The sequence below is a fragment of the Paenibacillus canaveralius genome (genome assembly GCF_047238265.1).
Taxonomy (GTDB): domain Bacteria; phylum Bacillota; class Bacilli; order Paenibacillales; family NBRC-103111; genus Paenibacillus_F.
The window spans coordinates 1,775,824-1,801,171 of record NZ_JBDFMM010000001.1 but is presented as its reverse complement, the minus strand read 5'-3'; the positions used below and the strand labels follow the sequence as shown (position 1 = coordinate 1,801,171).

The following is a 25,348-nucleotide window of genomic DNA, read 5'->3' as shown; positions in this document are numbered from 1 at the left end:
CCCTATCCGGCAGTCCCCAGGTTGTTTGAGCTTGTTCGCCTATGCTTGTATATATTCGCCATCGTTTCGGGATATGCCAAAATTTTGACGGAAGCTTACGGCTTCTTCCGGTTTACCGCACCATCACCGCGATATTCCCGGCCGTTATCATAATCGTAAGGGCAAGGAAGAACATGAGGCCGACGGCCGACAAGGCGGCGAACACATACACCATGCTCTTGCCGATCGTGGACAGGCAGGCGATGATGGGGCTGTCGCCCAGAGGCTGCATGACCGCCGCACTAATGTGGTAGATCAAGGCCAGCACCAAAATTTTGATCGCCGGAAACGCGCAGAGCAGTATCACAATGACGACTCCGGTCAGGCCGACCGCATTTTTCACAAGCAGCGAGGCTCCCAGCACCGTCTCCGTCGCGTCCGAGAACAGTCTGCCGACAATTGGGATAAAATTGCCCGCAATATATTTCGCGGTCCGCAGCGTCACGCCGTCGGTTACGGCTCCCATGCTCCCCTGAACGGAAATGACGCCCAGAAACACGGTCACGAACACCCCGAGCGTGCCGATGGCGATTTTCTGGAGGAGTTTTGCCAGTTGGGTCACTTTATATTTGTCCGTCATGGAACTGACGATATGGAGAACAGCCGAGAAGAACAGCAGCGGAAATACGAATACATAGATGACCGTACCGATGGTATGGATCATGAACACGATCAGGGGATGCAAAATGGCCACCGACGTGATCCCCCCGGAAGAAGCGAGCAGGGACAGCAGAAGGGGCATGAGGGCGATCATAAACTGAATCATGGACGAAATCGCGCCGTTGGCATACTCGATAGCCACCTGAAAGCTGTTCACGGCTATAATCAGGAGCACCAGATAAGACACGACAAAAGCCACCTTGCTGACATTGTTGCGTTCAAACGAGCTTTGCAGCGTCTCCAGCAGCATGCTGAATACGGTAAGAATCACAATCGACACGAGCAGCTTTCCATTAACCACGATCTCGTGAAAAAGATATTTCAGCGCCCCTTTCCACAGGTTGGAGAAATCGAACGCTTTGGTCCCGGTGATGAGATCGGAAAAGCTCGGCGGCCGGTTTTCGGGAAAATAGCCCCCGTAATCTTTCATAAGCTTGTCCCAGAACTTCTCGACAGACGCCGTATCGAGCTGGTTCGTCTGTTCTTTGACAAGCGTATCGATCGGGTTTACGGGATTCAGATTCTGCGCCCCCGTGTGGCTGAGAAAGCCTAAAAATAGTGCGACGAATAAGACAAGTGTTGTCCATGTCCTTTGCGGCATCTGCTGCGCCAATGCTCTCCACTCCCTATCCGGTCCAACTCCCGTTCAGGCTTGTCCGGTTGTTCAGGCGGCCGGAAACAGTTTAATCACGGTTTCGATAATAACGGTGATAATCGGAATGGCCATGACCATAATGAGAATCTTGCCGGAAAGCTCGATTTTCGAAGCGATCGATTCCTGCCCCGCATCCCTTACGATCTGCGCACCGAATTCCGCTATGTACGCGATGCCGATGATTTTGAGGATCGTTTTCAAAAACACCATGTTGACGCCGGACTGCTGCGCCAGATTATGAAGCACTTCGATAACCGAAGCGATTTTGCCGACCAGAAAAAGAAAAATCAGGATGCCCGTAAACGCCGCCAGCAGGAAAGCGAACATCGGCTTCTGTTCCTTGATAATGAGGATGAGGACTGTGGCGATCAGGCCGAGTCCGACGATTTGAATAATCTCCACGTCATCCCTCCTACTGGAACAAAAAGATGGTTTTGATTTCCTGGAACAAATTATCGAGCAGCCTGACCACCATAAACAGCACGACGACGAAACCGATGACCGTTACCCAATGGGCCATGTCTTCTTTCCCCATCTGCTTCAGCACCGTATGGATCATGGCGATAATAATCCCGATCCCGGCGATCTGAAAAATGGCGTTTACATCTACGTTCATGCTCGGCACCCCACTTTAATACATCAAAATAACGATCAGGGCTCCCACCAGGACGCCCAGGCTCTTCCACATCGCTTCGTAGCGCTTCTGCTCTTCCGCCGCCGTCGTCTCTTCGGCCTGGAGCTGAAGAACCGACAGGCGGAGATGCTTGGCCTGATCGGTACGGTCGCTGGCCCCGAGCGTCTGCCCGAGCCGGAGGACGACCTGCAGCTCGGCCGGTTTCATCGCGGAGTTCCGCCAGCCGTGCTGCACAGCGTCGCGCCAGATGGCGCTCAGCGTGTCGTCTTGCGGCTCCGACAGGCGGTCCGCCACCTCGCGGAACACGCCCGCCAGAGGCGCCCGCGTCTGCCCGCTCAGCGTTGCGATCGCATCGGGCAGCGGCGTCGAGCCGTAGACGATCTCGGTTTCCAGCCGCTGGAGCGCCTGAATCACTTCCCGGATCTGCTGCGGCCGTCTCCGGTATCTTCTCGCTTTGGCGAATCCGAAACCCGCCCCGGCTCCCAGCACGAGAGCGGCTCCCGCAAGTTTGATCCACATCGCTTTATCCCCTTCCGCCGGTTGAAAATATCGTGTTCCAGCCGCCTGATTTCTCCGCGGCCGGAGCACGGTAAGCGCCGAAGACGGCAAGCTGGCGGCCTTCCCCGTCCAGCACGTGCACGAGGCGCCCGCCCGCTGCCGAGCGGCCGAGAATCACATAGCGGCCGAAAACTCCGCCTTCCAAGAGCCCTCCGAGGGCGGGTCTGCGCTTGACATCGTCCAGGTCCCGGCCGTGTGCCGTGGCGATGACCCGGATTCCCGCATGAAGGGCCTCGCGGATAGCCTCGGCATCTTCATAGCGTCCGATCTCGTCCACGATCAGCACCTCCGGAGACATCGAGCGGATCATCATCATCATGCCCTCCGCTTTCGGGCAGGCGTCCAGCACATCGGTGCGCGGCCCCAGGTCGAATCGCGGCACCCCGCGCTCGGAAGCGGCGATTTCGGAGCGTTCGTCGACGATGCCGACTTTCCAGCCCGTGCTCCTCCGAGGAGCCTCCGGCGCGGCGCACGGGCGGGCGAAATCCGGGTTCCCCGCTCCGGATCCCGCAGCGGAAGGCGGGTTTCCCGCTCCTCCCGGCAAGCCAGGGGCGCCGCCAGTGCCGGCACGGGAACCGCCGCCAGTGCCGCCGGGAGGGGCACCGGAACCGGAACCGGGACCGCCTTCGCCGCCGTCTGCTTCCCCGCTGCTGATCATCCGCGCCAGATCGCGGATCAGCGTCGTTTTCCCCAGCTGGGGAGGCGAAATCAGAAGCGTATGGTGAACGCTTCCCGACTCCGGGTCGAGCAGATGAGGGAGCACCGGTTTACCGGCTCCGGGTAGTTCCCTCGCGATCCGGATGTTAAACGAGCTGACATCACGGATATGTTTGACGCTTCCCCCTTCGAGGACGACCCGTCCGGCCAGCCCTACCCGGTGACCGCCGGGAATCGTGATATAACCGCGCTTTAGCTCCTCCTCGAAAGAGTAGAAGGAATGACGGGTCAACAGCTCGAGCAGCGTTTTGCACTCTTCACGGGACGGCCTGTACGCCCGCGAGGCTTCGGTGTCCGGCAGACCATCCCGCGTAACGAACGCGCTGCTCCGGTCAAATACGATCTCCAGGGGACGGTCCTGACGGATCCTGATTTCTTCCAGCCCCCCGCGCAGATGCTCAGGCAGGGATTCCAGTACCCCCCGTATGGAAGCGGGCAGATGGGCGAATACGGACGCAAGCACAGCCTCACCTCCGGAATGTCTTGTCCTTTGTCTTTATATGTATGTCCCGGTGCAGTGAATATGTCGGTTTACTTTTTGAGGATGCCGATAAAAATGCAGCTCACGCCGGCCACCACCCACAGCATTTTGCCGAATGAAAGTTTTTCCGCTATCCCGACCAGTCCCACGGTAGTCGTCGCCAGAAGAATCAGCGGTCCCGCCATGGCTAGGCCCGTATTGACGAGGAGCGCTTTCTCGATCTGGTTGAAGCGGAGCATCAGCAGCGCCGCTATAATTTCCAGCGATCCCGACAGCAGACGCAAGGACGCCATACTGAGCACGATTTTATTGATCACAGCCGTCACCTCTCCTTTTTCAAAGCCATTCGATTCACCATATGCGGGCCTGTCTGATTTTAGGCATACCCGGCACCTACCCAGAAACGTCCGCATAAGATGACTACGAAATTTACTCCACCGGAAAGTACTGAGGTGAGGACGTTATGGAAGAGTCTTCTTGCAAAAAGTGGCATCCGATTCTCGCCGATCCCACAGGGTGCCGGCAAAGAAAACCCCGGACGCTCGGGAAAACGATGGTAATGGACAAAGGCCTCGGCCTGAACGCTTACGACGATTTGCTGCAGGCCGCCGGAGAACATGTGGATTATATAAAGCTGGGCTTCGGCACTTCCCCGCTCTACCCGCGGGAACTGCTCCGGCACAAGATCGAACGCGCGAAAGCTTTGGGGATCGACATCTATCCGGGCGGCACATTTCTGGAGGTCGCGGTCCAGGAAGGACTTATTTCGTCTTATTTCGACACGGTCGCGGCTATAGGGTTTACTTGTGTCGAAATATCGGACGGCACAATCGAGCTGGACCGGAGTCTCCGCAGCGAGCTGATCGTCCGGGGAATTGAAGCCGGGCTTAAAGTGGTGACGGAGTACGGCAAAAAATGCTGGGGTTCTTCGGTAGAAGCGGACGCGCTGGTCGCTACGGTAACCGGGGATGCGGAGATGGGCGCGGAGCTCGTCACGATCGAAGCCCGGGAATCAGGCGTGGGGGTCGGCATCTTCGACGAGAACGGCGCCTGCAAGGACGAGGAGCTTAGCGGAGTACTCCGCTCGGTACCCAGCCCGGATATTCTCCTCTGGGAAGCTCCGCTCAAAAATCAGCAGATTCATTTGCTGGAACTGCTGGGGCCTGACGTCCACCTCGGCAATGTCGCTCCGGCCGATGTGATCGCTCTGGAGGCGCTGCGCCGCGGCCTGCGGTCCGACACGTTCCATTTCGGCGCAAAGCTCAGGAAAAGCGCACGGGAAGAAGGCGCCGAAGTCCATGCGGATTGATGTCATCCCGACCCTCGGCGAGGTACGATTCGAGCTGCTGGCCGGGCGGACCGCTATCGTCATCGACGTGCTGAGGGCGACAACGACGATCACTGCCGCGCTGGAAAGCGGCAGCTCCGGCGTTCTTCCCGCCGAGTCCGTCCAGCAGGCCGTCTTTCTGCGCGGGAAGGAGGACGTGCTCGGCGGAGAACGCCGCTGCCGGCGCATTCCCGGCTTCGACCTCGGCAACTCGCCGCTGGAGTATACGCCGGAAGCCGTCGGCGGCCGCCGGGTCGTGCTGACCACGACCAACGGCACCCGGGCGCTGCAGAAAGCGGCTCCGGCGGATAAAATCGTGGCGGCGTCCCTGCTGAACGGCGAAGCGTGCGCCGGAGCGGCCGCCGATTGGAAGCGCGACATCGCGATTGTGTGCGCGGGCACGGCCGGCGCGTTCTGCTTCGAGGACGGCCTCTGCGCCGGGCTCATCGTCTCCGCGCTCCAGCGGCTCTGCGCGGGCGGCGCGGACGTCTGCGATCTGGGCCGCAGCCTCGCGGCCTGCTACGAGCGGCACGCGGATGATCCCGCCGCGCCGCTTGCGGCCTGCGCCAGCGGCCGCAGGCTGGCTTCCATCGGCTGCGAAGCGGACACGGCTTTCGCCGCCCGCGTGAACGTCTCGGAGGTCGTTCCGCTGCTGAAAGACGGCGTCCTCGTCCCCTGCGCGCCCGCCAGGGAGCATCTTGCCCGCTGAATGCGGGACGGGATGCCTGTGCCGGGCCCATGTCAGAGCCGGTAATGGCGGCGGTGACGCGGTCGGTGACGGCGGCTGGTGACGCGGTCGGTAATGCCGGCCGGTGACGCCTGACGACTTGCCGTGCGGCCGCTTGCCGCCTGCTGTCCTCCGCATGGCGAGCGGATTGACGCCCGGCATAACGATAGCTTACCGCCGCTTGCATTCCAGCCGTATCCGTACCGGAGAGCTCGTTCTAAAACCTGTCCCCGTTCATACAATAAAGGGAGACTGGTACAAGGAGTTTTCCCATGAACGGAGATCTGCTTCTCGTTATTTTGATTATCGTCGGCATGATCGGACGCTCCCCTATTATTACAACGGCGGCTTGTGTCCTGCTCGTCGTCAAGCTGATCAGCCTCGACCGCTACCTGCCCGCCATCGAACGAAGGGGGCTGGAGCTCGGATTGCTGTTTCTGACGATGGGCGTGCTCGTCCCTTTCGCAAGCGAACGCATTTCGTATAAGGATATCTTGACGGTGTTTACGACTTGGCCCGGTATTCTCGCTTTGTCCGGAGGCGCAATCGCCACTTACATGAACGGCAAAGGGCTCGATTTGTTGAAGGTCGATCCGCAGTTGATCGTCGGGCTCGTGATCGGTTCTATTTTCGGCATTATTTTTATGCGGGGTATCCCCGTCGGTCCCTTGATGGCCGCAGGCATCACAGCCGTTCTGCTGAAAATATTCACGTTCGTCGCCGACCGCATCTCCTGAGTTCCGGCCACCACGAATTGCAGCCTGGAAATAAAAAAAGCGCCTAACTGTCCTCGGACAGTTAAGCGCCTGGCCGGCCTTTCGGGGCCGGTTTTATTTAGGTTGTTGGTTGTTTTCATGCTTTCGTTTAAAAAGCCGCGCGTTGCGGGACGATTCCCTGACCGGAACGACGAATTAACGTCTGTCCTGCGGGCCGCCCACGAATACCTGCTCCTGCGCATCGAGTCCGTAAGCCGTGTGAAGAGCCTGCACGGCTTCCGGCAGCAGCTTGCCGTCGATCACGCAGGAAATTTTGATTTCCGACGTGGAGACCATGTTAATGCTGACGCCGATTTTCGAAAGCTCGTCGAACATTTTGGCTGCCACTCCCGGTGTGCTGACCATGCCGGCGCCGACGATGGAGATTTTAACCAGATCGCCTTCGGAAGTCACTTCGCGGAAACCGATCTCTCCACGGATGTTTTCGATAGTCTGAAGCGCCTTGTCGCGGTCGGAAAGCGAGACGGAGAAGGAGAAATCGGCCAGGCCGTTCAATACGCCGCTTTGTACGATAATATCCACGTCAATCTGTTCGGCCGCCAGGGATGTAAACACTTTGGCCAGCTGGCCCGGTTTGTCCGGTACGCCCAGAATGCTGATTCTAGCGATATTTTTATCGTAGGCGATGCCTCTTACGACGATTCCTTGTTCCATCTCCGCTTCCTCCTTGACATACGTGCCTTCGTTTTGAGTGAAACTCGAACGAACGACAAGCGCCACATTATAATTTTTGGCATATTCCACTGCACGGGGGTGCAGAACCGCAGCTCCCAGATTGGCGAGCTCCAGCATCTCGTCATACGAGATTTCTTTCAATTTTCGCGCATTTTTGACAACACGGGGGTCGGTTGTGTAGATCCCGTCTACGTCTGTGTAAATTTCGCATAGATCGGCATGAATCGCCGCGGCCAGTGCCACAGCGGTTGTATCGGATCCGCCGCGTCCGAGCGTCGTGATCTCACCGTCTTCGGTCATGCCCTGGAAGCCCGCCACAATCACGACGTTGTCTTTCTCAAGCGCCGTGTGAATCCGGTGGGGCTGAATGTCCGTGATGCGGGCTTTGCCGTGCAGGTCTTCCGTAATCATGCCGCTCTGCCAGCCGGTGTAGGAAACGGCCGGTTCGCCCAGATTTTGGATCGCCATCGATAAAAGCGAGACCGAAACCTGCTCTCCCGTAGTCAACAGCATATCCATTTCTCTTGCCGGCGGTGTGCCGTCATACAACTGCTTGGACAAATCGATGAGATCGTCCGTCGTGTCGCCCATCGCGGAAACGACTACGACACAGCGGTGTCCTTCTCTTTTGCGGTCCACGATCCGCTTGGCCACGCGTTTCATCCGTTCGGCATCGCCAACGGAGCTGCCGCCGAATTTCATCACAATTAATGACAACCCTGTTCACTCCCTATGCTTGCAAATGAATAATTGTAGATCATTATAGCATAAACGTTCGGAATTGTGGGAGCAGAAAACAACACGGTCCGACATTTCCCTTTATCCCCAGCAGAATTGAAGGAAATCACGTTTTATTTGTTCGAAAAAGAAGAAAGCCTGCCCGCTCCGTTGTCCGGGCGCAGACACGCTTTCCTGAATGGCAGACCGATGGATTAACCCAATACAACCCGGTCATCGACGAACTTCTCGCCGCGGATTTTTTCGAATTCCCGCAGCAGCTTCTCTACGGTCAGATCCTGTTTCGAAGCCGCGGGAATGTCGAGGATAATCCGGCCCTTATCCATCATGATCAGCCGGTTGCCGAGCCGGATGGCCTGCTCCATGTTGTGCGTCACCATCAGCGTCGTGAGCTTCGACTCCTCCACGATTTGTTTCGTCAGCCGGGTGATGAGCTCCGCACGGGACGGATCAAGTGCCGCCGTGTGCTCATCCAGCAGAAGAATGTTCGGCTGCGTAAAAGTGGCCATCAGCAGGCTGAGCGCCTGGCGCTCTCCTCCGGAGAGAAGACCGACCTTAGCGTTCAGCCGGTTTTCCAGACCGATGCCGAGCCGCTCCAGGTGTTCCTTGAACGCGTGCTTCCTCTGCTTGGTCACGCCGAGTCCGAAGCCGCGCCTGCCGGCACGTGCCAGCGCCATGGCGAGGTTTTCCTGGATGGTCATGGTAGGCGCCGTGCCTGCCATCGGGTCCTGGAAAACACGGCCGATCCAGCGGCTGCGCTTGTGCTCGGAGAGAGCCGTGATATCTTTGCCTTCGATGCGGACGACGCCGTAATCGGGCTGCATAACGCCGGAAATGACGTTCATGAGCGTCGATTTTCCGGCTCCGTTGCTTCCGATGACCGTAACGAAATCGCCGGGAGCGAGGTGCAGTCTGAATGTCCGAAAGAGCGACTTTTTCATCCGGGGTTGCCGGGTTGAATATTTTGGATGCGCGATCAATGTGAAGCATGTTCCACACCTCCGCTCTTCTCCGCAAGTAGCGCTTTCCGTTTTCGGATAACCGCCTTCTGTTTCAGAGAACTCCGGATTTTCGGCAGCGTTAACGCGATGATGACGATAAGTGCGGTCATCAGCTTCATGTCCGTCGATTCCAGACCGACCTGCAGCGCGATCGCCACAACGAACCGGTAGACGATTGCACCGAGCACAACGGCTAAGGTGGCCCGGAAAATCGTTTTCGTCCCGAAAAGCGCCTCCCCGATAATGACGGAAGCCAGGCCGACGACGATCATGCCTACCCCCATCTGCATATCCGCAAAACCGAGATATTGGGCGACCAGCGCGCCGGATAACGCCACCAGTCCGTTCGAGAGGGAAACCCCGAGAATAATCGTGTTATCGGTATTGACGCCGAAGCTCCGGATCATGCGCTTGTTGTCGCCCGTGGCCCGCAGCGCAAGTCCCAGCTCCGTGTGAAGAAACCAGTCCAAGGCGAGTTTGAGGGCAACTACGATGATCGGCATGATATACAGCAGCGATTCCTTGCTGATCAGAATCTCGCTTCCGAACAAGGAGGTGTTCGCTTTGCCCATAATTCTCAGATTGATCGAATACAGGGCGATCATCATGAGAATCCCGGATAGAAGGGCGTTGATTTTGCCTTTTGTATGCAGCAGACCGGTGATAAGCCCCGCAACCGCTCCCCCCGCGAATGCCGCCAATGTGGCGAGCAAAGGCGATAGCCCGTTGGTAATCATAATCGCCGCGATAGATGCTCCCGTCGTAAAACTTCCGTCCACAGTCAAATCGGGAAAATCCAAAATGCGGAAGGTCAGGTATACGCCGAGCGCCATAATCGCATAAAGCAGCCCCTGCTCCAGCGATCCCTGCGCGACCGCTCCCCAGTCGATAGTCATCATGTTCACTCCGTTTCGTGTTCAATCATAAGGCGGCTTCGCAATCCGAAGCCGCCCCCATTTTTTCTTATTCAAACAGGTTGGCCTTTTCTTTCACTTCCGCTTTCATTGCGTCCGTGACTTCAACGCCCATATTTTTAGCGGCTTTCATGTTGATGGCCAGATCGAGCTTTTTCGGATATCCGACCGGGATGTCCGCAGGCTTTTTGCCGTTTTTCAAAATTTCGACGGCTTGAAGGCCTGTCGTATATCCCAAATCGTAGTAGTTGGAACCATAGCCCGCAAAACCGCCGGCTTTAACGGAATCGTTCTCACCTACGAACAGGGGCTTCTTGCCCTGCTCCGCTACCTGGATCACCGCGTTCAAGGCCGAAACGACCGTGTTGTCGAGCGGCACGTACAGCGCGTCGGCTTTGCCGATCAGCGATTCCGCCGCCTGTTTCACTTCGGAGCTGTTGGAAGGCGACGCTTTGACGACTTTGATGTTATGCTTGGCGAAAGCTTCCGTCGCCTGCTTCACCTGCACCTGCGAGTTGCGCTCCCCTTCGTTCGCTATGATTCCGACCGTCTTCACGTTCGGGAATTGCTTGCCCACAAACTCCGTCAGCTGGTCGACGGCCTTGGGATCCAGATCCGAGGTGCCCGTCACGTTGCCGCCCGGCTTCTCGATGCTTTTGACAAGCTTCGCGTCGACGGGATCCGTCACGGCCGTGAACAGGACGGGCGCGTCCTGGACAGTCTGCGCCGCAGCAAGCGCGGACGGTGTCGCGATGCCCAGCACTAAGTCTTTTTTGTCTGCCGCGAATTTTTGCGCGATCGAAGTGTTGTTGTTCATATCGTTCTGCGCATTCTGGTAATCGATCTCGGCCGTTTTCTTGTCTTCATAGCCGTTGTCTTTGAGGGCCGCGATAAATCCTTGACGGGCGGCGTCCAGAGACGGATGCTCGACGATCTGCATAATGCCGATTTTCACTTTTTTGCCTTCAGGAGCCGCGGAGGCCGCCCCGCCGGTAGTTTCCGGTGCCGCCTGTTTGCCGCAGCCTGCGGCGGTGACCAAAGAAGCCGCCAGTAAAAGCGTAACGAACGGTTTCATTTTCATCTGTTTTTCCCCCTAAATTAACCATCGGTTGAATTAATGTTTTACTGCATGAAAGCATAAAACCTGTAAAGCGTTATTGATATAATAACCCGCTGGCCTAAAGTCGTCAATGAAAACGTTTCATTCCCGAAACGATATTTTTTGAACCCTTTTCCCTCTCTCCGCCGGAACGCAAAAAGCCCCCGATTCCTTGACGGGAATCAGGGGCTTGCCATGCCTGTAAGACTAGGCGCGGGAGATATATTTGCCTTCGCGCGTATCGATCAGAAGGACGTCGTTTTCGTTGATGAAAAGCGGAACTTGAACGTTCAAGCCGGTTTCCACTTTCGCGTTCTTCGTTGCGCCTTGAGCCGTGTTGCCTTTAACGCCCGGCTCCGTTTCAACGACTTTGAGCTCAACGCTGTTAGGAAGGTTGATCCCGAGGATTTCTCCCTGGTAGCTCATGATGTGGATGTTCATGTTTTCTTTGAGGAAATTCAGCTCCCATTTCAGCTGCGCTTCTTCCAGGGAAATCTGGTCGTAAGTTTCCGTATCCATGAACGTGTATTCGGAACCGCTCGCATACAGGTACTGCATTTCGCGGTTTTCGATATGAGCGCGGCCCACGTTCTCGCCTGCGCGGAATGTTTTTTCCACCACGTTGCCGTTGCGCAGGTTCTTCAGCTTGGAGCGGACGAACGCGGCGCCTTTACCCGGTTTTACGTGCTGGAAATCGATTACGGAAAATAAATCGTTATCTACTACAATCGTCAAGCCTGTTTTGAAATCGTTAACTGAAATCACGTCTCAAGTTCCCTCCTGGAAATAAATCAAATGGTGATAAGCTCTTTCGTGGAATGCGTCAGCAGGCGGATACCGTTTTGCTCGATGACAACGTCGTCTTCGATGCGGACGCCGCCGAATCCCGGGATATAAATGCCCGGTTCCACCGTCACGACCATGCCGGGCTCAAGAACGCCCGCAAAGCCTTTGGCAAGCCGCGGCTGCTCATGGACTTCCATCCCGAGGCCGTGTCCCGTACTATGGCCGAAGTTGTCCCCGTACCCGTAGCCGGCAATAATATCGCGGCAGAGCGCGTCGCCTTCGCTTCCCGTCATGCCGGGCTTCAAGCTGCCGACACAGTTCAGCTGGGCTTCGAGTACAATGCCGTAAATTTCCTTGTGCCTGTCCGTAGGCTGACCCAGCACAACCGTGCGGGTAATGTCGGAGCAGTAGCCTTTATACAAGGCGCCGAAATCCAGTTTGACGAATTCGTTGGGCTGAAGCACCCGGTCACTCGCCACACCGTGAGGAAGAGCCGATCTTTCGCCGGAAGCGACGATCGTATCGAACGAGGAGGATGTGCCTCCGTTCTCCCGGATGAAAATTTCCATCTCCAGCGCGATCTGCTTTTCGGTCACGCCCGTTCTCAATCTCGTTAGTATGTAAGAAAAAGTCCGGTCCGCCAGATCTGCGGCTTCCTGCATGATTTTGAGCTCGGACTCGTCTTTGACGATCCTGAGCTTCTCCACAATACCGCCGGTCGGGATCAATTCAACCCCTTGCAAATCGCCAGTATAGCCGGAATAAGCGGAATAAGTCAAGTTATTTTCTTCAAAGCCGAGCTGCTTGATCGACTCTTTGCCGAGAATATCCAGAATGGTCCGGCCGATCTTACCTTGATGGTCGATAACTTCGTAACCTGCGGCTTCTTTAGGAGCCTGCTCCATATACCGGAAATCCGTAATAAGGACGGCTCTGCCGCCCGTTACCAGCACGATGCCCGCGCTGCCCGTAAAGCCCGTCAGGTATCTGCGGTTGATGGCATTCGTAACGAGTACCGCAGGAATTCCCTGCTTGGTCAACTGCTGGCGAAGACGTTCCAGACGCTTGTCCTGCATAATATCACCTAGCTTCCAAAAAGTGTTGATGAAGCGCTCTTAATCCGAGTTCATAGCCGAAAGCCCCGAAGCCCGCAATCTGTCCCACCATTACGGCGGCCAGAACGGAATGGTGCCGGAACTCCTCACGCTTGTGAATGTTCGACAGATGCACCTCTACGGCAGGCAGTCCAACCGATGAGATCGCGTCGCGAATGGCGTAGCTGTAATGGGTGAAAGCCCCGGGATTGATCAGGATCCCGTCCATCGACCCGTGGGCTTCGTGAATCCAGTCGATCAGCCGGCCCTCGTGATTGGACTGGTGGAAGGTCAGACTGGAGATCCAGCGTTCCCGCTATTTCCGTCATCGCCGCTTCAATGTCCTTGAGCGACGTCTTTCCGTAAACGGCCGGCTCCCGTATACCGAGCATATTCAAGTTCGGCCCGTTAAGGACCAGCACTTTATTCACGCTGAGGCGCCTCCTTCATAGCCGGCCGAACGTGCTCCGGCTTCTCGCTTTACCGTAGCCATTTTACCATAAGTTGCTTGGAAAAGGTAGCTGGCTAGGCGGGCTTGCGGCTGTGCTCCTCCGTGAATTCGAAGGCGGTCGAATAGCCGATAAACATCCCCCAGAGCAAGAACAGGCAAAAATCCGTCAGGATCGTGTTCCAGTCGCTGTAATACAGCCAGCCCATCATGCCCGTCCAGGGGCCGATCGCCAGGTAGAGCAGGCACCACCAGGCGATTCCGTACCCGACCCCCATCCACGGCCCTCTTACTTTTCCTAACAGAAACATATAGATGAAAGACGCGAGAATCGAAAACACGATAAAAAACACCCAGCCTACCAGCGTGCCCCGCCACGTAATCAAAAAGTCGTGCCTGTAGAACGGTTCAGCCAGAAAAGCGGGAATAATTCTGGTAAACTTGAAGATATATTCGATAATTTTGACAGCCCCCCAGATTACTCCCGCAAAAAAACCAAGATACAGGGCGAAAAAAGCCCGGTTCGTTTTTTTCTCGTTTCCGGCCGCTCCTCCGTTTTGCGAAAACGACTTTCTTTGACCGCCGGCCGCTTTTCCGTGTCCTGCCGCGGCTGTCGCCTGCGTGTGGTTAACCATCTTCCTTTTTCCTCCCGGCTGTTCCAGTATCCGTAAATTTACGTCCCGCCTAGTATGTACCAATTCCCGCTTCTTAACCCGAACAGAAAGCGGTGGCATTCTGCTGGAAAATTCGCTAAAATAGAGAAGAAACCAGCTATTTAGAGAAGGTGGATAGAACGTGTCCCAATCCAATACCAGCATTTACGGCGGACAAGCCGTTATTGAAGGCGTCATGTTTGCCGGCCGGAATGTTCATGTTACCGCGGTCCGCAAGAAAGACCGCACCATCGATTTTCTTGAAGTTCCCAAGACCGAAATCGGCTGGGTCAACAAACTGAAGAAAATCCCGCTGCTCCGCGGCATCGTCGGAATTATCGAATCCAGTGCCAAGGGCGCGCAGCACCTTAACTTCTCGGCCGAAAGCTTCGCGGAGGAAGAAGAAGGCGAAGGCAAGGCTCCGGCCAAGGAAGAGAAACCGGGCTTCAGCTTGTCGATGATTCTCGGGGTAGCCGTAGTCGGCGTCCTGTCCTTCCTGATGGGGAAAGTGATCTTCACGCTCGTTCCGGCTATTCTGGAGGATGTCATGTTCGGCAGGTTCTTCGAACAGCATCAGATCTGGCATAACATCATCGAAGGACTGATCAAGATCATTTTGCTCGTGTCCTATATTTACATCATTTCGCTTACGCCGGTCATTAAACGGCTGTTCCAGTACCACGGTGCCGAGCACAAAGTCATTTCCGCCTATGAAGCCGGCGTCGAGCTCAATGTCCGCAACGTCCAGCAGTTCAGCACGCTTCATTACCGCTGCGGCAGCAGCTTTATCGTCTTTACCGTCATCATCGGAGTCATCATTTATTCGTTCTTCTCTTACGACAATATGATCGACCGCATCATTCAGCGCCTGGTTCTTCTGCCGGTCATTATCGGCGTCTCTTACGAAGTGCTCCGTTTTACGAACTCGCTTCGTGAAGTGCCGGTTCTCCGTTTCCTCGGTTATCCGGGGCTCTGGCTGCAAAAGCTGACGACCAAAGAGCCTACGGACGATCAGGTGGAAGTGTCGATCGCCTCATTCAACCGGATGCGTGAAGCCGAAAGCCGGCTCACCCAGTCCAAGGCAAGCGCATGAACCGCCGCTGGTCGGCCGCTACCGTCGTCATCGCGGCGCTCGCTCTGATCGGACTCGCCTACAGCTTAAACCAGTTTCTCATTCCCATCCTCGTACTCGGCCTGATTTTCGTCCTGTACAAGATGGCTCCACGGAAGGGGCAGGGCACCTCTTACAAAACCCGCTCCGCAAACCGTAAGCCGGACCGGCTCTCGGCATCGGAGCGGAGGCGGAAAGCCAAGTTCCGGGTCATTGAAGGCAGCAAGCCTTCCGACCCTCCCGAGGACCCGCCGAGATACCACTGAGAAAATGGAAACAAAAAGCGGACCTTTTCAGGTCCGCTTTTTGTTGTTGGCCGGATAGGCTGCCGTTCCCGGCGGATTTACTGTTGGCAGACTATGCCGGCGCCGGTTACAGGCTCATTCGTCGTGCTCCGCACAGGCAGCCGTACAAGCAAGCGTACAAGCAGCGGTACAGGGAGGCCGAGCATATAGCTGCGCCGCTGCCCTTATCCCTCTCCTCATACCGGCTTGCGGAGAACATATTTTTCATAAGCGGACTCATACAGATGCATGGACCACTTGCGGAAATAGTCGTCGGAAGCCCGGTATCCCGCTTCATACAGGTTTTCGCTGTCTTCCAGGGTCAGATTGAACTGGGTCGAATTCACGTTAAGCGCGGGTATTTTGATCGTCCGAAAATAATTATTTTCTTCGATATACCGGGTATCGTGGGCGTCCATCATCGTCGTAAACAACGCCTGGAACATGGAAATAATCCCGTTGATTTTATGAATATGCTTCGGAATCTTGCCGACCAGGGAAAAACCGAGAGTCGGTATGCGGCTCGGCTGCTGTTCCGGCTCGTCGAAAAGCCACAGGGGGAAGTTGCTTAGAATGGCTCCGTCCACAATGTATACAAACTGGTTGCGGAACGGCTCGTCGTGCCGGGTCTGCCGCGCGGGTTTCCGGATTTTCACGGGGTCGAAAAAATACGGAATCGAAGAACTCATCCGGACGGCGCGGGCAATGGAAAATCGGCCGGGATCGATCCCGTACTGGGCGACGTCATCGGGAAAAACGAGCAGCTTGCCCTGTGAAATATCCGAAGCCACGATCCGCAGCTGGTTTTTGCGCAGGTCGCCGAATTTCCGGATCCCTTTGACCTCCAGCTTATGGCTGACCCAATCTTCCAGGGCGTCACCGGAATAGAGCCCTTTTTTCCAAATCAGCCTGGCGGCCGAACCTACAATTCCCGTATCGAATATGGGAGAGCGCTTTAAAAATTTGTGAAACGGTGTTTCAATAATGAGCCGCTTGATTTCTTCCCCCGTGTACCCCGCCGCGAGAAAAGCCGCCACAATGGAACCGGACGAGGTTCCCGCTACGTCGTGAAACTCGAATCCGTTATCCATCGCGGAGCTGACAGCCCCTGCCAGAGCGATTCCTTTGACTCCGCCGCCTTCGAATACCGCGTTTATTTTCATTCCGCCACCTCCGCACACCTTCCCTAGGTATGTATGCGGCAGCGGACGTTCCTAGACGCGAATTTTGTATCATAAAACAAAAAAACGTCCGCCGTCATAGTTAGGCAAACGTTCAGGTCTTATTCGGAGTCCGAGCCGTTGTCCAGCTCTGTCCTTATGCTGCGGAGATCTTCCAATCTGGCCGGATCCCGGTTCAAATATTCAATCAGTGTTTCAATGCAGGTAATGGAATCCCAGCTCAGATGATGCTCGATTCCTTCCACATCGCGGTAAATATTCTCTTCCTGGACACCGATAACGGTTAAAAATTGTTCCAGCAAGGCATGTCTGTCCACCAGCCGCTTGCCCATTTTTTTGCCTTTTGAAGTCAGAACGAGTCCGCGGTATTTCTCATATACGAGATATTTATCTTTATCCAGTTTCTGGATCATTTTCGTCACGGAAGAAGGATGCACTTCAAGGCCTTCGGCAATGTCGGACACACGGGCGTAGCCTTTCTCGTCGATCAGTTTGTAGATCCGTTCCAAATAATCTTCCATACTGGGCGTCGCCATCCCGAGTTCCCCCTGCTTTTGCTAAAATTAGTTGCTACCTTATTTGCTTTAGTATAATACCGTTTATTAACTAATAAAGCAAGTTAACGGAAGGGGCCTCCGCCATTTCCGCGAACTTTTCCCACGGTTACAGGCCCTTTGTCAGGAGCAGACTATAGCCGAACGGAAGGACTGTTCCGTTACTTCCCGTCTTAAAGGAGCACGCCATGGCTACTGAGCAGATGACCCGCACCCGAAGCACCGCGTTGTTCGTGCCCGAGCTCGTCTATTTCGAACCGGATGCCCTGCTGTATCCCAAGGGCAAACGCATCCTGGAGTGGGCCCAAAGCATAGGGCTGCCCATCCACATGACGACTTCCCACAACCGGATTACAAATCTGCCCGGAGAAACCGAGCTGGAAAAGTACCGGATCTCGAAGCGTACGCTTGTGGTGGGAATCCGGAAAACGCTGAAGTTCGATACGTCCAAACCGTCGGCCGAATATGCCATCCCGATTGCAACAGGCTGTATGGGACACTGTCACTACTGCTATCTGCAAACGACCCTCGGCAATAAACCTTATGTACGGGTATACGTCAATACCGACGACATACTTAAAGCCGCCAAACAGTATATCGAAGAAAGAGCCCCCGAAATTACGCGGTTCGAAGCGGCCTGTACCTCCGATCCCGTCGGCCTTGAGCATATAACCGGCTCGCTGAAAGAGTATATCGAATTCATGGCGAACGAACCGCTCGGCCGGCTTCGGTTCGTTACGAAGTACCACCATGTCGAGCCTCTGCTCGATGCGAAGCATAACAAGCATACCCGGTTCCGGTTCAGTGTAAACGCCGACTATGTCATTAAAAACTTCGAGCCGGCCACCTCGGCGTTTCATGAACGCATCGAAGCGGCTGGCAAGGTGGCCCGCGCGGGGTACCCGCTCGGTTTTATCATTGCCCCGATTATTTGGCACGACGGCTGGGAAAAAGGCTACGAGGAGCTGATCGTCAAGCTCCATAATGCCCTGCCGCCCGAGGCGCTCGACGACTTGACGTTCGAGCTTATCCAGCACCGTTTCACGAAGACGGCAAAAAATGTGATCGAACGCCGATATCCCAAGTCCAAGCTGGAAATGGACGAGGCCAAACGCAAGTATAAATGGGGCCGCTACGGCCGCGGCAAGTATGTATATCCCGACGAGCAGGCGACCGCTCTGCGCGAGTTTATAACGGAGCGGATTTTCGAGAAATTCCCGAACGCCAAAATCGAATATTTCACCTGATCCTCCCGATCTTCCGCTTTTCCGTCAGAGGGTCAAAATTGCAGCCATTGGGGCGTTATGTTGTTCAGCCAGATTGTAATTTTGTACATCTGATTGGTGTACAGTAAAATGGCGAAAACAATCATGACGCCTCCCCCTATTTTCATAATAGTGGCGGAGTAGCGCAAAATCCATTTGGTGGACCCGATAAAAAAGGATAAAACGAAAAACGGAATCGCGAATCCGAGCGAATAAGCGCTGATCAGCGGCAGCCACGAATCCGGCTCTGCGGCAGCCATGACGAGCATGGATGACAATATCGGACCGATGCACGGCGACCAGCCGGCGGCGAAACCGATTCCGATCAGGACCGAACCGAGGTAGCCCGCAGGTTTCCATTTTAGCTGGAGCTTGCGCTCTCTCATCATCCATTTAGGCTGGAAAATGCCGAGAAGGAACAACCCCATCACCAGGATGAGCAGAGCCGCAATTTGCCTGAGAAGATCGCGGTTCGTTACAAAAAACTCCGAAACGGAGCTGGCCGCGAGACCCAGACTGTAAAAAATGATTGAAAATCCGAGAATGAATGCAAGCGTATGAGCCATCGTCTGAAATCTTGCCGCGCCTTTCGTCTGCCCCGACTTAAGCTCACTGACCGAAATTCCGGTGATGTAAGACAAATAAGAAGGATAGAGCGGCAGGCAGCACGGCGAAATAAACGAAGCGAACCCGGCCCAGAATGCGAGCCAAACATTAACATGCTGCATGTGTAAGCATTCCTCCTGCTTCCGCCCGCCGGTTTAAGCGCGGCGGACCGTTTTCCAAACCAGCTGAACGATGAGGACGACGATCAGGGAAAGAACGATGGTCGCTCCGGGCGCAAAATCGTACCACGCCGCCAAGGCCAGTCCCGCAACGACACCGATCTCCGAGATGAGGACCGACAGTACGACCGAATGCCGGAAGCTCTTCGCCGCAAGAAGGCTGCAGGCGACCGGGATCGTAAGCAGAGCGGATACGAGAAGCGCTCCCACGATCTTGATCGATACGGAGATAACCAGCGCCGTCAGCATCGTGATCATGATGTTGTACACTTTCAGCGGCAGTCCGCTTACTCCCGCCGCTTCCTCATCGAAGAACATGAGGAACAATTCTTTGAAATGGAGAGCAACGACGGCGAGCACAAGAATACACACGCCGAAAACGACCCACAGGTCGCTGGAATCGAGTGTGTAGATACTGCCGAAGAAATAGCTCATCACATTAATATTATATCCTTTGCCCAGCGTAAACAACAGCGTTGCCAGAGCCACCCCGCCGGACATGATGATGGCGATGGACAGCTCCGCGTACGTTTTGTACGCCTTGCGGAGTTTCTCGATCGCAAACGATGCCAGAAGCGCAAAAAGCAGCCCCATGCCGATCGGATATACGCCGAGAAGAAATCCGAGCGCCACACCCGCGATGGATACATGCGCAAGAGTATCGCCGATCATCGAAAGTCTCCGCAGCACCAGAAAAACACCCATCAACGGGGCGGTCAGCCCGATGAGGATGCCACCGATAAGTGCTCTTACAAAAAACGGTTCCGTAAAAATGTCCAAGCTGCTCGCCCCTTACTTACTTCCTCTTAATCCAACTATCAACAAGCCCTGCCAGCCTCTTGCCTTCATTGACTTGTTTGAAGCTCTTTCACCGTAGAATGCGTCAGATCGGTCTCTGCGCAATTCTCGGGTTCATGCGTGTGCTTCACGAAAAACTTCAGTCCGCCGCTCTGCGTCTGCGGCTCCGAACCGAGATACGACCTCATCATTTCCCGGTCATGAGACACCATGATAAAGGTCATGTGATGATGCTGGTGCATATGGCGGATCATGTTAAAGAATACCGCCTGGCTTTCCGCATCAATCCCTACCGTCGGCTCATCCAGAATGAGCAGCTCGGGGTTGTTGGCGATCGCGCGCGCAAGGAACACCCTCTGCTGCTGTCCGCCCGACAGTTCCCCGATTCTGCGTTTCGCCAAGTCCTCGATGCGCATCGCTTCCATCGCATCGTCACACCGGCGCATATCTTCTTTGGTCAGGCGCTTGTACAGTTTCTTTTTCGTATACAGCCCGGACATGACCACCTCCCGGACCGTTGCCGGGAAAAGCGGATTCAGCGAATTCTTCTGCGGTACATACCCGATACGCTCCCAGTCCCGGAACTGCCGGATCGGCTGTCCGAACAAGCGGATATCGCCTTGCGTAGGCTTATGCAGGCCGACCAGCATCCGCAGAAGCGTCGTTTTACCCGCTCCGTTGGAACCGATTAGACCTACGAAATCTCTTTCAAGCACGTCAAAATTTAAATCCGTTATCACCGGCTTGCTTCCGTAGGAGAAGGAGATGCCGCTGAATTCCACGATTTTGTTATGGCAGCCGTCCGGTTTCCACGTTTCCATTCCGTTCTTCTGCTCCCTTCGCCGCCAGGCGGCTTTCGCTTCTGTCACTCACTTCGATGTTGAGTCCCTTCTATTGTAAAGCTTTCGTCAAATTTTTCAAATTTTCTTCCATGACGGAAATATAATCTTTGCCCTGCTTAACCTGCTCTTCGGTCAATCCTTCCAGCGGGTTCAATACAAGCGTTTCGACGTTCGCATCCTTGGCCAGCGTTTTCGCCAGTTTGTCCGAAACCAGTTCTTCGAAGAAGATGTATCTGATCCCGTGCTCCGCGATGTACTCTCTCATTTTCTTCATATCTTGAGCAGTCGGCTCGGCATCCGGGGAAAGTCCCATGATGGCCATCTGGGTCAGCCCGTAGTCATGGCACAAATAAGCGAAAGCTTGATGGGAGACGGCGATTTCTTTTTTCGGCAGTCCGGTAAGGCTGTCCTTGTACTGCTTATCCAATGCATCCAGTTTCGCCGCATATGCGGAATAGTTTGCTTCATAGTCGCTTTTGTGAGCCGGATCGGCCTCTACGAGAGCGTTTTTGATGTTCTCGGACATTTTTTTGGCGTTTTTGGGACTCAGCCAAGCGTGAGGGTCCGTATCTTTTCCCGCTTCTTCCGAGTGATTATGCTCGTCCTTGCCGTGATCGTGCCCGTCGGCTTCTTCTCCGGCTTTAAGGAGTTCGACTCCCGTGCTCGCCACGACGGGTTTTACTTTGCTGTCCTTCAAGCTTTTGAGGAAATCGTCCACCCAGCCTTCAAAACCCGCACCTTGATAAAGGAACAACTGGGAATCCCCGATATTTTTGATGTCCCGGCCTTTCGGTGTCCAGTCATGAGGTTCCACGCCCGCGGGTACCAGATTGATAACATTCACATGGGCGCCCCCGACCTTGACCGCAAAATCGTAAAGCGGGTAAAAGCTCGTCGTGATGTTGATTTTATCTTCCACGACCGCCGACTTTTGGCCGCCTCCGCAGCCCGCCAGCAGCAGAGATATAGCCAGTGTCAACCCTGTAAGTATACGCCCTCTTTTCATAGAAAATAACTCCTCCCGGCAGCTCGCCATTATAATCATGCTGTGTAAATCGTAATTATTTTTATTTACTTGCTGATTATACGGAGACAACCCGCCGCCTGTCAATACTAATCATAAAGATTACGATTAAAAGACAAAAATTTGCTCCCGCCCATGTCAAAACCCGGAAAAACGCGAAAGTTGTCCGCGCTTTTCCGGGTCGGTTAGGGTGTTTATTTCACGATTGCGCCGTTCGGCATCGAATCCGGCACGGTCGCCAGCGTCAATCCGTCGCCTTCGGAAGCCGCCAGGATCATCCCCTGCGACTGCACGCCGCGAAGCTTCACCGGCTTCAGGTTCGTCACGCAGATGACCTTGCGTCCGACGAGCTCTTCCGGCTTGTAATACTTGGCAATGCCGGAAACGACCTGCCGCTGCTCGTAGCCGAGGTCCAGCTGGAGCTGCAGCAGCTTGTCGGCGCCCTTGACGGGTTCCGCCGCCGTGACCTGCGCCACGCGCAGCTCCACCTTCGCGAAATCGTCGATGCCGATTTCGGGCTTCGCTTCCGGCGCGGGTTTGCCCTCAGCCGCCGGCGTATCTTCCGCCGGAGCGGACGCGGCTGCCGCGGACGCAGGCTCGGCTGTGTCTTCCCCGGCCGGCGCCTGGCCGCCTTTCATTGCGGCCGCGATAAAGGCGACCTCTTCCGCCATATCCAGGCGCGGGAAGAGCGGATCGCCTTTGGCCGTTTTCGTGCCGGGCGGCAGCAGACCGAACGTGTGGGCGCTCTCCCATGCGGTAAGAGTTCCGGCCTGGATGCCGAGCTGCTCCCAGATTTTCGCCGGCGTGCGGGTCAGGAACGGCTGCAGAAGCACGCTCACGATGCGCTGCGCCTCGAACAGGGCGTACATGACGGAACCGAGCGTGCCGTGGTTCACGTCGTCTTTGGCCAGAGCCCACGGCTGCGTTTCGTCAATGTATTTGTTCGCGCGTCTGACAAGCGCCCAGATGGCCGACAATGCGGTAGAGAATTCCATCTTCTCCATCTGCGCTTCCACGGTCTCGACCGTTTCCTTCGCCGTCGCGATCAGTTCCTTGTCAAAAGCCGTTGCTCCCGGCTGGAAGTCCGGAACGACGCCGTCGAAATATTTGCCCAGCATCGCCAGAGTCCGGTTGAGCAGATTGCCCAGGTCGTTGGCGAGATCGTAATTGATCCGCTCGACAAACGCCTCGGGCGTGAAAGTACCGTCGGAACCGAAAGGAACTTCGCGAAGCAGGTAGTAACGCAGCGCATCGAGGCCGAAATGGTCGATGAGCGTAACCGGATCTACGACGTTGCCTTTGGATTTCGACATTTTGCCGTCCTTCATGAGAAGCCAGCCGTGCGCGAACACTTTTTTCGGCAGAGGCAGATCCAGCGCCATCAGCATGATCGGCCAGTAGATCGTGTGGAAGCGGACAATCTCCTTGCCCACCAGATGGACGTCAGCCGGCCAGTAGCGCTCATACTTGGACGGATCCTCGCTGCCGTAGCCGAGAGCCGTAATATAATTGGTCAGCGCGTCGATCCAGACGTAGATGACATGCTTGGAATTGCCGGGCACTTTAATGCCCCAGTCGAACGTCGTCCGCGAAACGGCTAGATCCTCCAGGCCCGGTTTAATGAAGTTGTTGATCATTTCGTTCTTACGGGATTCCGGCTGGATGAACTCCGGATTTTCCTCGTAATATTGAAGCAGTCTGTCGGCATATTTGCTCATCCGGAAGAAATAGCTTTCTTCCTTCACCCATTCGACGGGGCGGCCGCAGTCCGGGCATTTGCCGTCAACCAGCTTATTTTCCAGGAAAAAGGATTCGCACGGCGTACAGTACCAGCCTTCATACGTATCCAGGTAAATATCCCCCTGCTGAGTCAAACGGTCGAAAATTTTCTGGACGGTATCTTTGTGACGCTGGTCCGTCGTACGGATAAAATCGTCGTAGGAAATATCGAGCCGGCTCCACAAAGACTTGATGCCGTCGACGATTTCATCCACGAATGCCTGAGGAGTCAGCCCTTTTTCCTTCGCTTTGCGCTCGATTTTCTGGCCGTGCTCGTCCGTACCCGTCAAATACATGACATCGTAACCACGGAGCCGCTTGTAGCGCGCCATGGCGTCTCCCGCCACCGTCGTGTAGGCATGCCCGATATGAAGCTTGTCGCTGGGGTAATAAATCGGTGTCGTCAAATAAAAGGTTTTACGGTTATTGTCCATGTTACCCATCCTCTTTCTTCGTTAATGTTCTGATTGGTCTATGAAACAAGAGACGGAAGCGGAAAATCACAAAAAGCCCCCGTCCAACAAAGGGACGAGAGCTGTGCTCACGCGGTACCACCCAGATTCCTCCGCCTCTTGCGAGGGCGAAGCTCGGCAGCCGCCGGCTGCCCGGCGGCTCTGTCCGTTAACGCCGGACAAGCGATGCCCCCTTACGCCCTGACCGCGGAAGTACCTTCCTTCCTCATCGGGGCCGCTCGAAGGCATGTTCTCCGGGACCATACTCCGGGGTTCCGTCTGCACCGGCTTTCACCTGACCCGGCTCTCTGCAGCAGCTTCCTCCCGTACTCATCCGTTCATCGAACACGTTTTATTCATAAAATGATCGCTTTGATTCCATTGTTCCCGCGAAAAGGCAGGTTTAACCAACAATATAGCGAATCCCGCAAATTGTGTCAACCGGTATTTCGCCCCTCATTCCGCGGCGGCGGAACCGGATCCACCCCCCCGGGGTGAAAAGGGTGGCAACGGCAGATCCGCTTGGCCGCCAGCCACGAACCGTATAACGGCCCGTGCCGCTCTATCGCCTCCAGCGCATACTGGGAACAGGTCGGATAGAAACGGCAGGTGGGCGGTTTGAGCGGGGACAAATATTTACGGTAGGCATGAATGGGTGCCTGGAGCACCTTTTTCATTTCTGGCATTCTTTGCAGTATCCGTAAATTTCGAATTTATGTTTGACCGCCTTGAAGTCTTCCGGCAATCCTTTCACCTCGTCCATGGGACAGAAGACGAACGGGATCGTTTTCTCGCACTGCAGGCAGATCAGATGATGATGATGGTCCATTTCCGAACAGCGTGCACGGAATTTGATCCCGTCTTCAAAAACAAACTGTTCCAGGACGCCCATGTCATGCATGATTCTCAAATTGCGGTATACCGTATCAAAACTGAGGCCGCCGTATGTTTTTCCCATGCTTTCATACACGGCTTTCGGTGTCACATACCCTTCGGACTTGGCGAACAATTCCGCCAGCGTGCGTCTTTGATCGGTTATCCGCATCCCTTGTTCGGACATGGCCTGTATAATTTCTTCGGCTTTCACTGCGGTCCCTCCAAGCTGCATCATATCTCTTAATAATGCCTTATAAGAACAGCAGCGTCAATAAGAGAGCAGGCCGAAGGTCCCGCTTGCAGGCCGCCGATACGGATACGTCCGTTCCGTTCACTTAACCGGCTTTGCTGCCTGCGCTCGCAGGTGCACTTCGGTTTAAAATGCTTTTGGCCGCATATAGGAGGCTTAGTTAAC

The 25,348-nt window shown here is 55.2% G+C and carries 27 protein-coding genes and 2 pseudogenes; 6 read left to right on the top strand and 23 right to left on the bottom strand.

Annotated elements, in window-relative coordinates:
* Positions 1-112: 112 nt before the first annotated feature.
* The 6 genes from spoIIIAE to ABC395_RS08390 all read right to left on the bottom strand — a co-directional run bounded on the left by spoIIIAE (position 113) and on the right by ABC395_RS08390 (position 4,061).
* Positions 113-1,312 carry a stage III sporulation protein AE gene (gene spoIIIAE / locus ABC395_RS08415; protein ID WP_413002223.1) on the bottom strand — a complete coding sequence of 400 codons (1,200 nt, stop codon included), beginning with the start codon at positions 1,310-1,312 and terminating at the stop codon, positions 113-115.
* A gap of 51 nt (positions 1,313-1,363) precedes the next feature.
* Positions 1,364-1,756 (bottom strand): stage III sporulation protein AD, encoded by a 393-nt coding sequence (gene spoIIIAD, locus ABC395_RS08410; RefSeq protein ID WP_103995224.1) that lies wholly within the window; start codon positions 1,754-1,756, stop codon positions 1,364-1,366.
* A gap of 10 nt (positions 1,757-1,766) precedes the next feature.
* Entirely contained in the window at positions 1,767-1,970 is a 204-nt protein-coding gene (gene spoIIIAC / locus ABC395_RS08405; protein ID WP_009674926.1) for a stage III sporulation protein AC, read from the bottom strand.
* A 15-nt stretch (positions 1,971-1,985) separates the two neighbouring features.
* Positions 1,986-2,507, bottom strand: a complete 522-nt coding sequence (gene spoIIIAB / locus ABC395_RS08400) for a stage III sporulation protein SpoIIIAB (protein WP_413002221.1) — start codon at positions 2,505-2,507, stop codon at positions 1,986-1,988.
* 4 nt (positions 2,508-2,511) lie between these two features.
* Positions 2,512-3,726 carry a stage III sporulation protein AA gene (locus ABC395_RS08395; protein ID WP_413002219.1) on the bottom strand — a complete coding sequence of 405 codons (1,215 nt, stop codon included), beginning with the start codon at positions 3,724-3,726 and terminating at the stop codon, positions 2,512-2,514.
* Between the two features lie 68 nt (positions 3,727-3,794).
* Entirely contained in the window at positions 3,795-4,061 is a 267-nt protein-coding gene (locus ABC395_RS08390; RefSeq protein WP_413002217.1) for a YqhV family protein, read from the bottom strand.
* A 146-nt stretch (positions 4,062-4,207) separates the two neighbouring features.
* Here ABC395_RS08390 and comA point away from each other — a divergent pair, with 146 nt between their 5' ends.
* The 3 genes from comA (at position 4,208) to ABC395_RS08375 (ending at position 6,535) form a co-directional block, all read left to right on the top strand.
* Positions 4,208-5,053: a phosphosulfolactate synthase gene (gene comA / locus ABC395_RS08385; protein ID WP_413002216.1), complete on the top strand. Its 846-nt coding sequence runs from the start codon at positions 4,208-4,210 to the stop codon at positions 5,051-5,053.
* Positions 5,043-5,780, top strand: coding sequence for a 2-phosphosulfolactate phosphatase (locus ABC395_RS08380; protein WP_413002214.1), 738 nt, complete (start codon positions 5,043-5,045; stop codon positions 5,778-5,780). Before comA ends, ABC395_RS08380 begins: the two co-directional genes overlap by 11 nt.
* A gap of 290 nt (positions 5,781-6,070) precedes the next feature.
* Positions 6,071-6,535: a DUF441 domain-containing protein gene (locus ABC395_RS08375; RefSeq protein ID WP_103995230.1), complete on the top strand. Its 465-nt coding sequence runs from the start codon at positions 6,071-6,073 to the stop codon at positions 6,533-6,535.
* A gap of 174 nt (positions 6,536-6,709) precedes the next feature.
* Here ABC395_RS08375 and ABC395_RS08370 read toward each other — a convergent pair whose 3' ends face one another.
* From ABC395_RS08370 to ABC395_RS08335, 8 genes and pseudogenes are all read right to left on the bottom strand, one after another.
* Positions 6,710-7,966 carry an aspartate kinase gene (locus tag ABC395_RS08370; protein ID WP_413002212.1) on the bottom strand — a complete coding sequence of 419 codons (1,257 nt, stop codon included), beginning with the start codon at positions 7,964-7,966 and terminating at the stop codon, positions 6,710-6,712.
* 215 nt (positions 7,967-8,181) lie between these two features.
* A pseudogene (locus tag ABC395_RS08365) lies at positions 8,182-8,977 on the bottom strand (ABC transporter ATP-binding protein).
* Positions 8,964-9,887: an ABC transporter permease gene (locus tag ABC395_RS08360; RefSeq protein ID WP_413002210.1), complete on the bottom strand. Its 924-nt coding sequence runs from the start codon at positions 9,885-9,887 to the stop codon at positions 8,964-8,966. The pseudogene ABC395_RS08365 and the gene ABC395_RS08360 overlap by 14 nt, the downstream one beginning before the upstream one ends.
* Positions 9,888-9,951: 64 nt before the next feature.
* Entirely contained in the window at positions 9,952-10,983 is a 1,032-nt protein-coding gene (locus ABC395_RS08355; RefSeq protein ID WP_413002209.1) for an ABC transporter substrate-binding protein, read from the bottom strand.
* 225 nt (positions 10,984-11,208) lie between these two features.
* Positions 11,209-11,766, bottom strand: coding sequence for an elongation factor P (gene efp, locus ABC395_RS08350; RefSeq protein ID WP_042228653.1), 558 nt, complete (start codon positions 11,764-11,766; stop codon positions 11,209-11,211).
* A 26-nt stretch (positions 11,767-11,792) separates the two neighbouring features.
* Positions 11,793-12,863: a M24 family metallopeptidase gene (locus ABC395_RS08345; protein ID WP_413002206.1), complete on the bottom strand. Its 1,071-nt coding sequence runs from the start codon at positions 12,861-12,863 to the stop codon at positions 11,793-11,795.
* Positions 12,864-12,867: 4 nt separating this feature from the next.
* A pseudogene (aroQ, locus tag ABC395_RS08340) lies at positions 12,868-13,312 on the bottom strand (type II 3-dehydroquinate dehydratase).
* 94 nt (positions 13,313-13,406) lie between these two features.
* Positions 13,407-13,964 (bottom strand): YqhR family membrane protein, encoded by a 558-nt coding sequence (locus ABC395_RS08335; RefSeq protein ID WP_413002205.1) that lies wholly within the window; start codon positions 13,962-13,964, stop codon positions 13,407-13,409.
* 160 nt (positions 13,965-14,124) lie between these two features.
* On the opposite strand from ABC395_RS08335, the gene ABC395_RS08330 reads away from it, so the two are divergent.
* Positions 14,125-15,075 (top strand): DUF1385 domain-containing protein, encoded by a 951-nt coding sequence (locus ABC395_RS08330; RefSeq protein ID WP_413002204.1) that lies wholly within the window; start codon positions 14,125-14,127, stop codon positions 15,073-15,075.
* Complete coding sequence (locus tag ABC395_RS08325) at positions 15,072-15,359, top strand: hypothetical protein (RefSeq protein ID WP_413002202.1); 288 nt, start codon at positions 15,072-15,074, stop codon at positions 15,357-15,359. The genes ABC395_RS08330 and ABC395_RS08325 overlap by 4 nt, the downstream gene beginning before the upstream one ends.
* 215 nt (positions 15,360-15,574) lie before the next feature.
* On the opposite strand, the gene ABC395_RS08320 is transcribed toward ABC395_RS08325, so the two are convergent.
* Both ABC395_RS08320 and mntR read right to left on the bottom strand, forming a co-directional pair.
* On the bottom strand, positions 15,575-16,540 hold the full coding sequence (locus ABC395_RS08320; RefSeq protein ID WP_413002201.1) for a patatin-like phospholipase family protein: 966 nt from the start codon (positions 16,538-16,540) through the stop codon (positions 15,575-15,577).
* Positions 16,541-16,659: 119 nt separating this feature from the next.
* Positions 16,660-17,094, bottom strand: coding sequence for a transcriptional regulator MntR (mntR, locus tag ABC395_RS08315; protein ID WP_413002200.1), 435 nt, complete (start codon positions 17,092-17,094; stop codon positions 16,660-16,662).
* Positions 17,095-17,300: 206 nt separating this feature from the next.
* Between mntR and splB the strand changes: the two genes are divergently transcribed.
* Positions 17,301-18,359, top strand: coding sequence for a spore photoproduct lyase (splB, locus tag ABC395_RS08310; protein WP_413002199.1), 1,059 nt, complete (start codon positions 17,301-17,303; stop codon positions 18,357-18,359).
* A 32-nt stretch (positions 18,360-18,391) separates the two neighbouring features.
* On the opposite strand, the gene ABC395_RS08305 is transcribed toward splB, so the two are convergent.
* The 7 genes from ABC395_RS08305 to ABC395_RS08275 form a co-directional block, all read right to left on the bottom strand.
* On the bottom strand, positions 18,392-19,105 hold the full coding sequence (locus tag ABC395_RS08305) for a cytochrome c biogenesis CcdA family protein (protein ID WP_413002198.1): 714 nt from the start codon (positions 19,103-19,105) through the stop codon (positions 18,392-18,394).
* Positions 19,106-19,138: 33 nt separating this feature from the next.
* Positions 19,139-19,942: a metal ABC transporter permease gene (locus ABC395_RS08300; protein ID WP_413002196.1), complete on the bottom strand. Its 804-nt coding sequence runs from the start codon at positions 19,940-19,942 to the stop codon at positions 19,139-19,141.
* Positions 19,943-20,007: 65 nt separating this feature from the next.
* On the bottom strand, positions 20,008-20,781 hold the full coding sequence (locus ABC395_RS08295; protein ID WP_413002194.1) for a metal ABC transporter ATP-binding protein: 774 nt from the start codon (positions 20,779-20,781) through the stop codon (positions 20,008-20,010).
* 70 nt (positions 20,782-20,851) lie between these two features.
* The gene (locus ABC395_RS08290; RefSeq protein WP_413002192.1) at positions 20,852-21,808 is read right to left on the bottom strand and encodes a metal ABC transporter substrate-binding protein; all 957 of its coding nucleotides are present in this window, start codon (positions 21,806-21,808) and stop codon (positions 20,852-20,854) included.
* Between the two features lie 212 nt (positions 21,809-22,020).
* Positions 22,021-24,039 carry a methionine--tRNA ligase gene (gene metG / locus ABC395_RS08285; protein ID WP_413002190.1) on the bottom strand — a complete coding sequence of 673 codons (2,019 nt, stop codon included), beginning with the start codon at positions 24,037-24,039 and terminating at the stop codon, positions 22,021-22,023.
* 455 nt (positions 24,040-24,494) lie between these two features.
* On the bottom strand, positions 24,495-24,734 hold the full coding sequence (gene yidD, locus ABC395_RS08280; RefSeq protein WP_413006707.1) for a membrane protein insertion efficiency factor YidD: 240 nt from the start codon (positions 24,732-24,734) through the stop codon (positions 24,495-24,497).
* Positions 24,731-25,144, bottom strand: a complete 414-nt coding sequence (locus ABC395_RS08275) for a Fur family transcriptional regulator (protein WP_103995248.1) — start codon at positions 25,142-25,144, stop codon at positions 24,731-24,733. Before ABC395_RS08275 ends, yidD begins: the two co-directional genes overlap by 4 nt.
* Positions 25,145-25,348 lie beyond the last annotated feature (204 nt).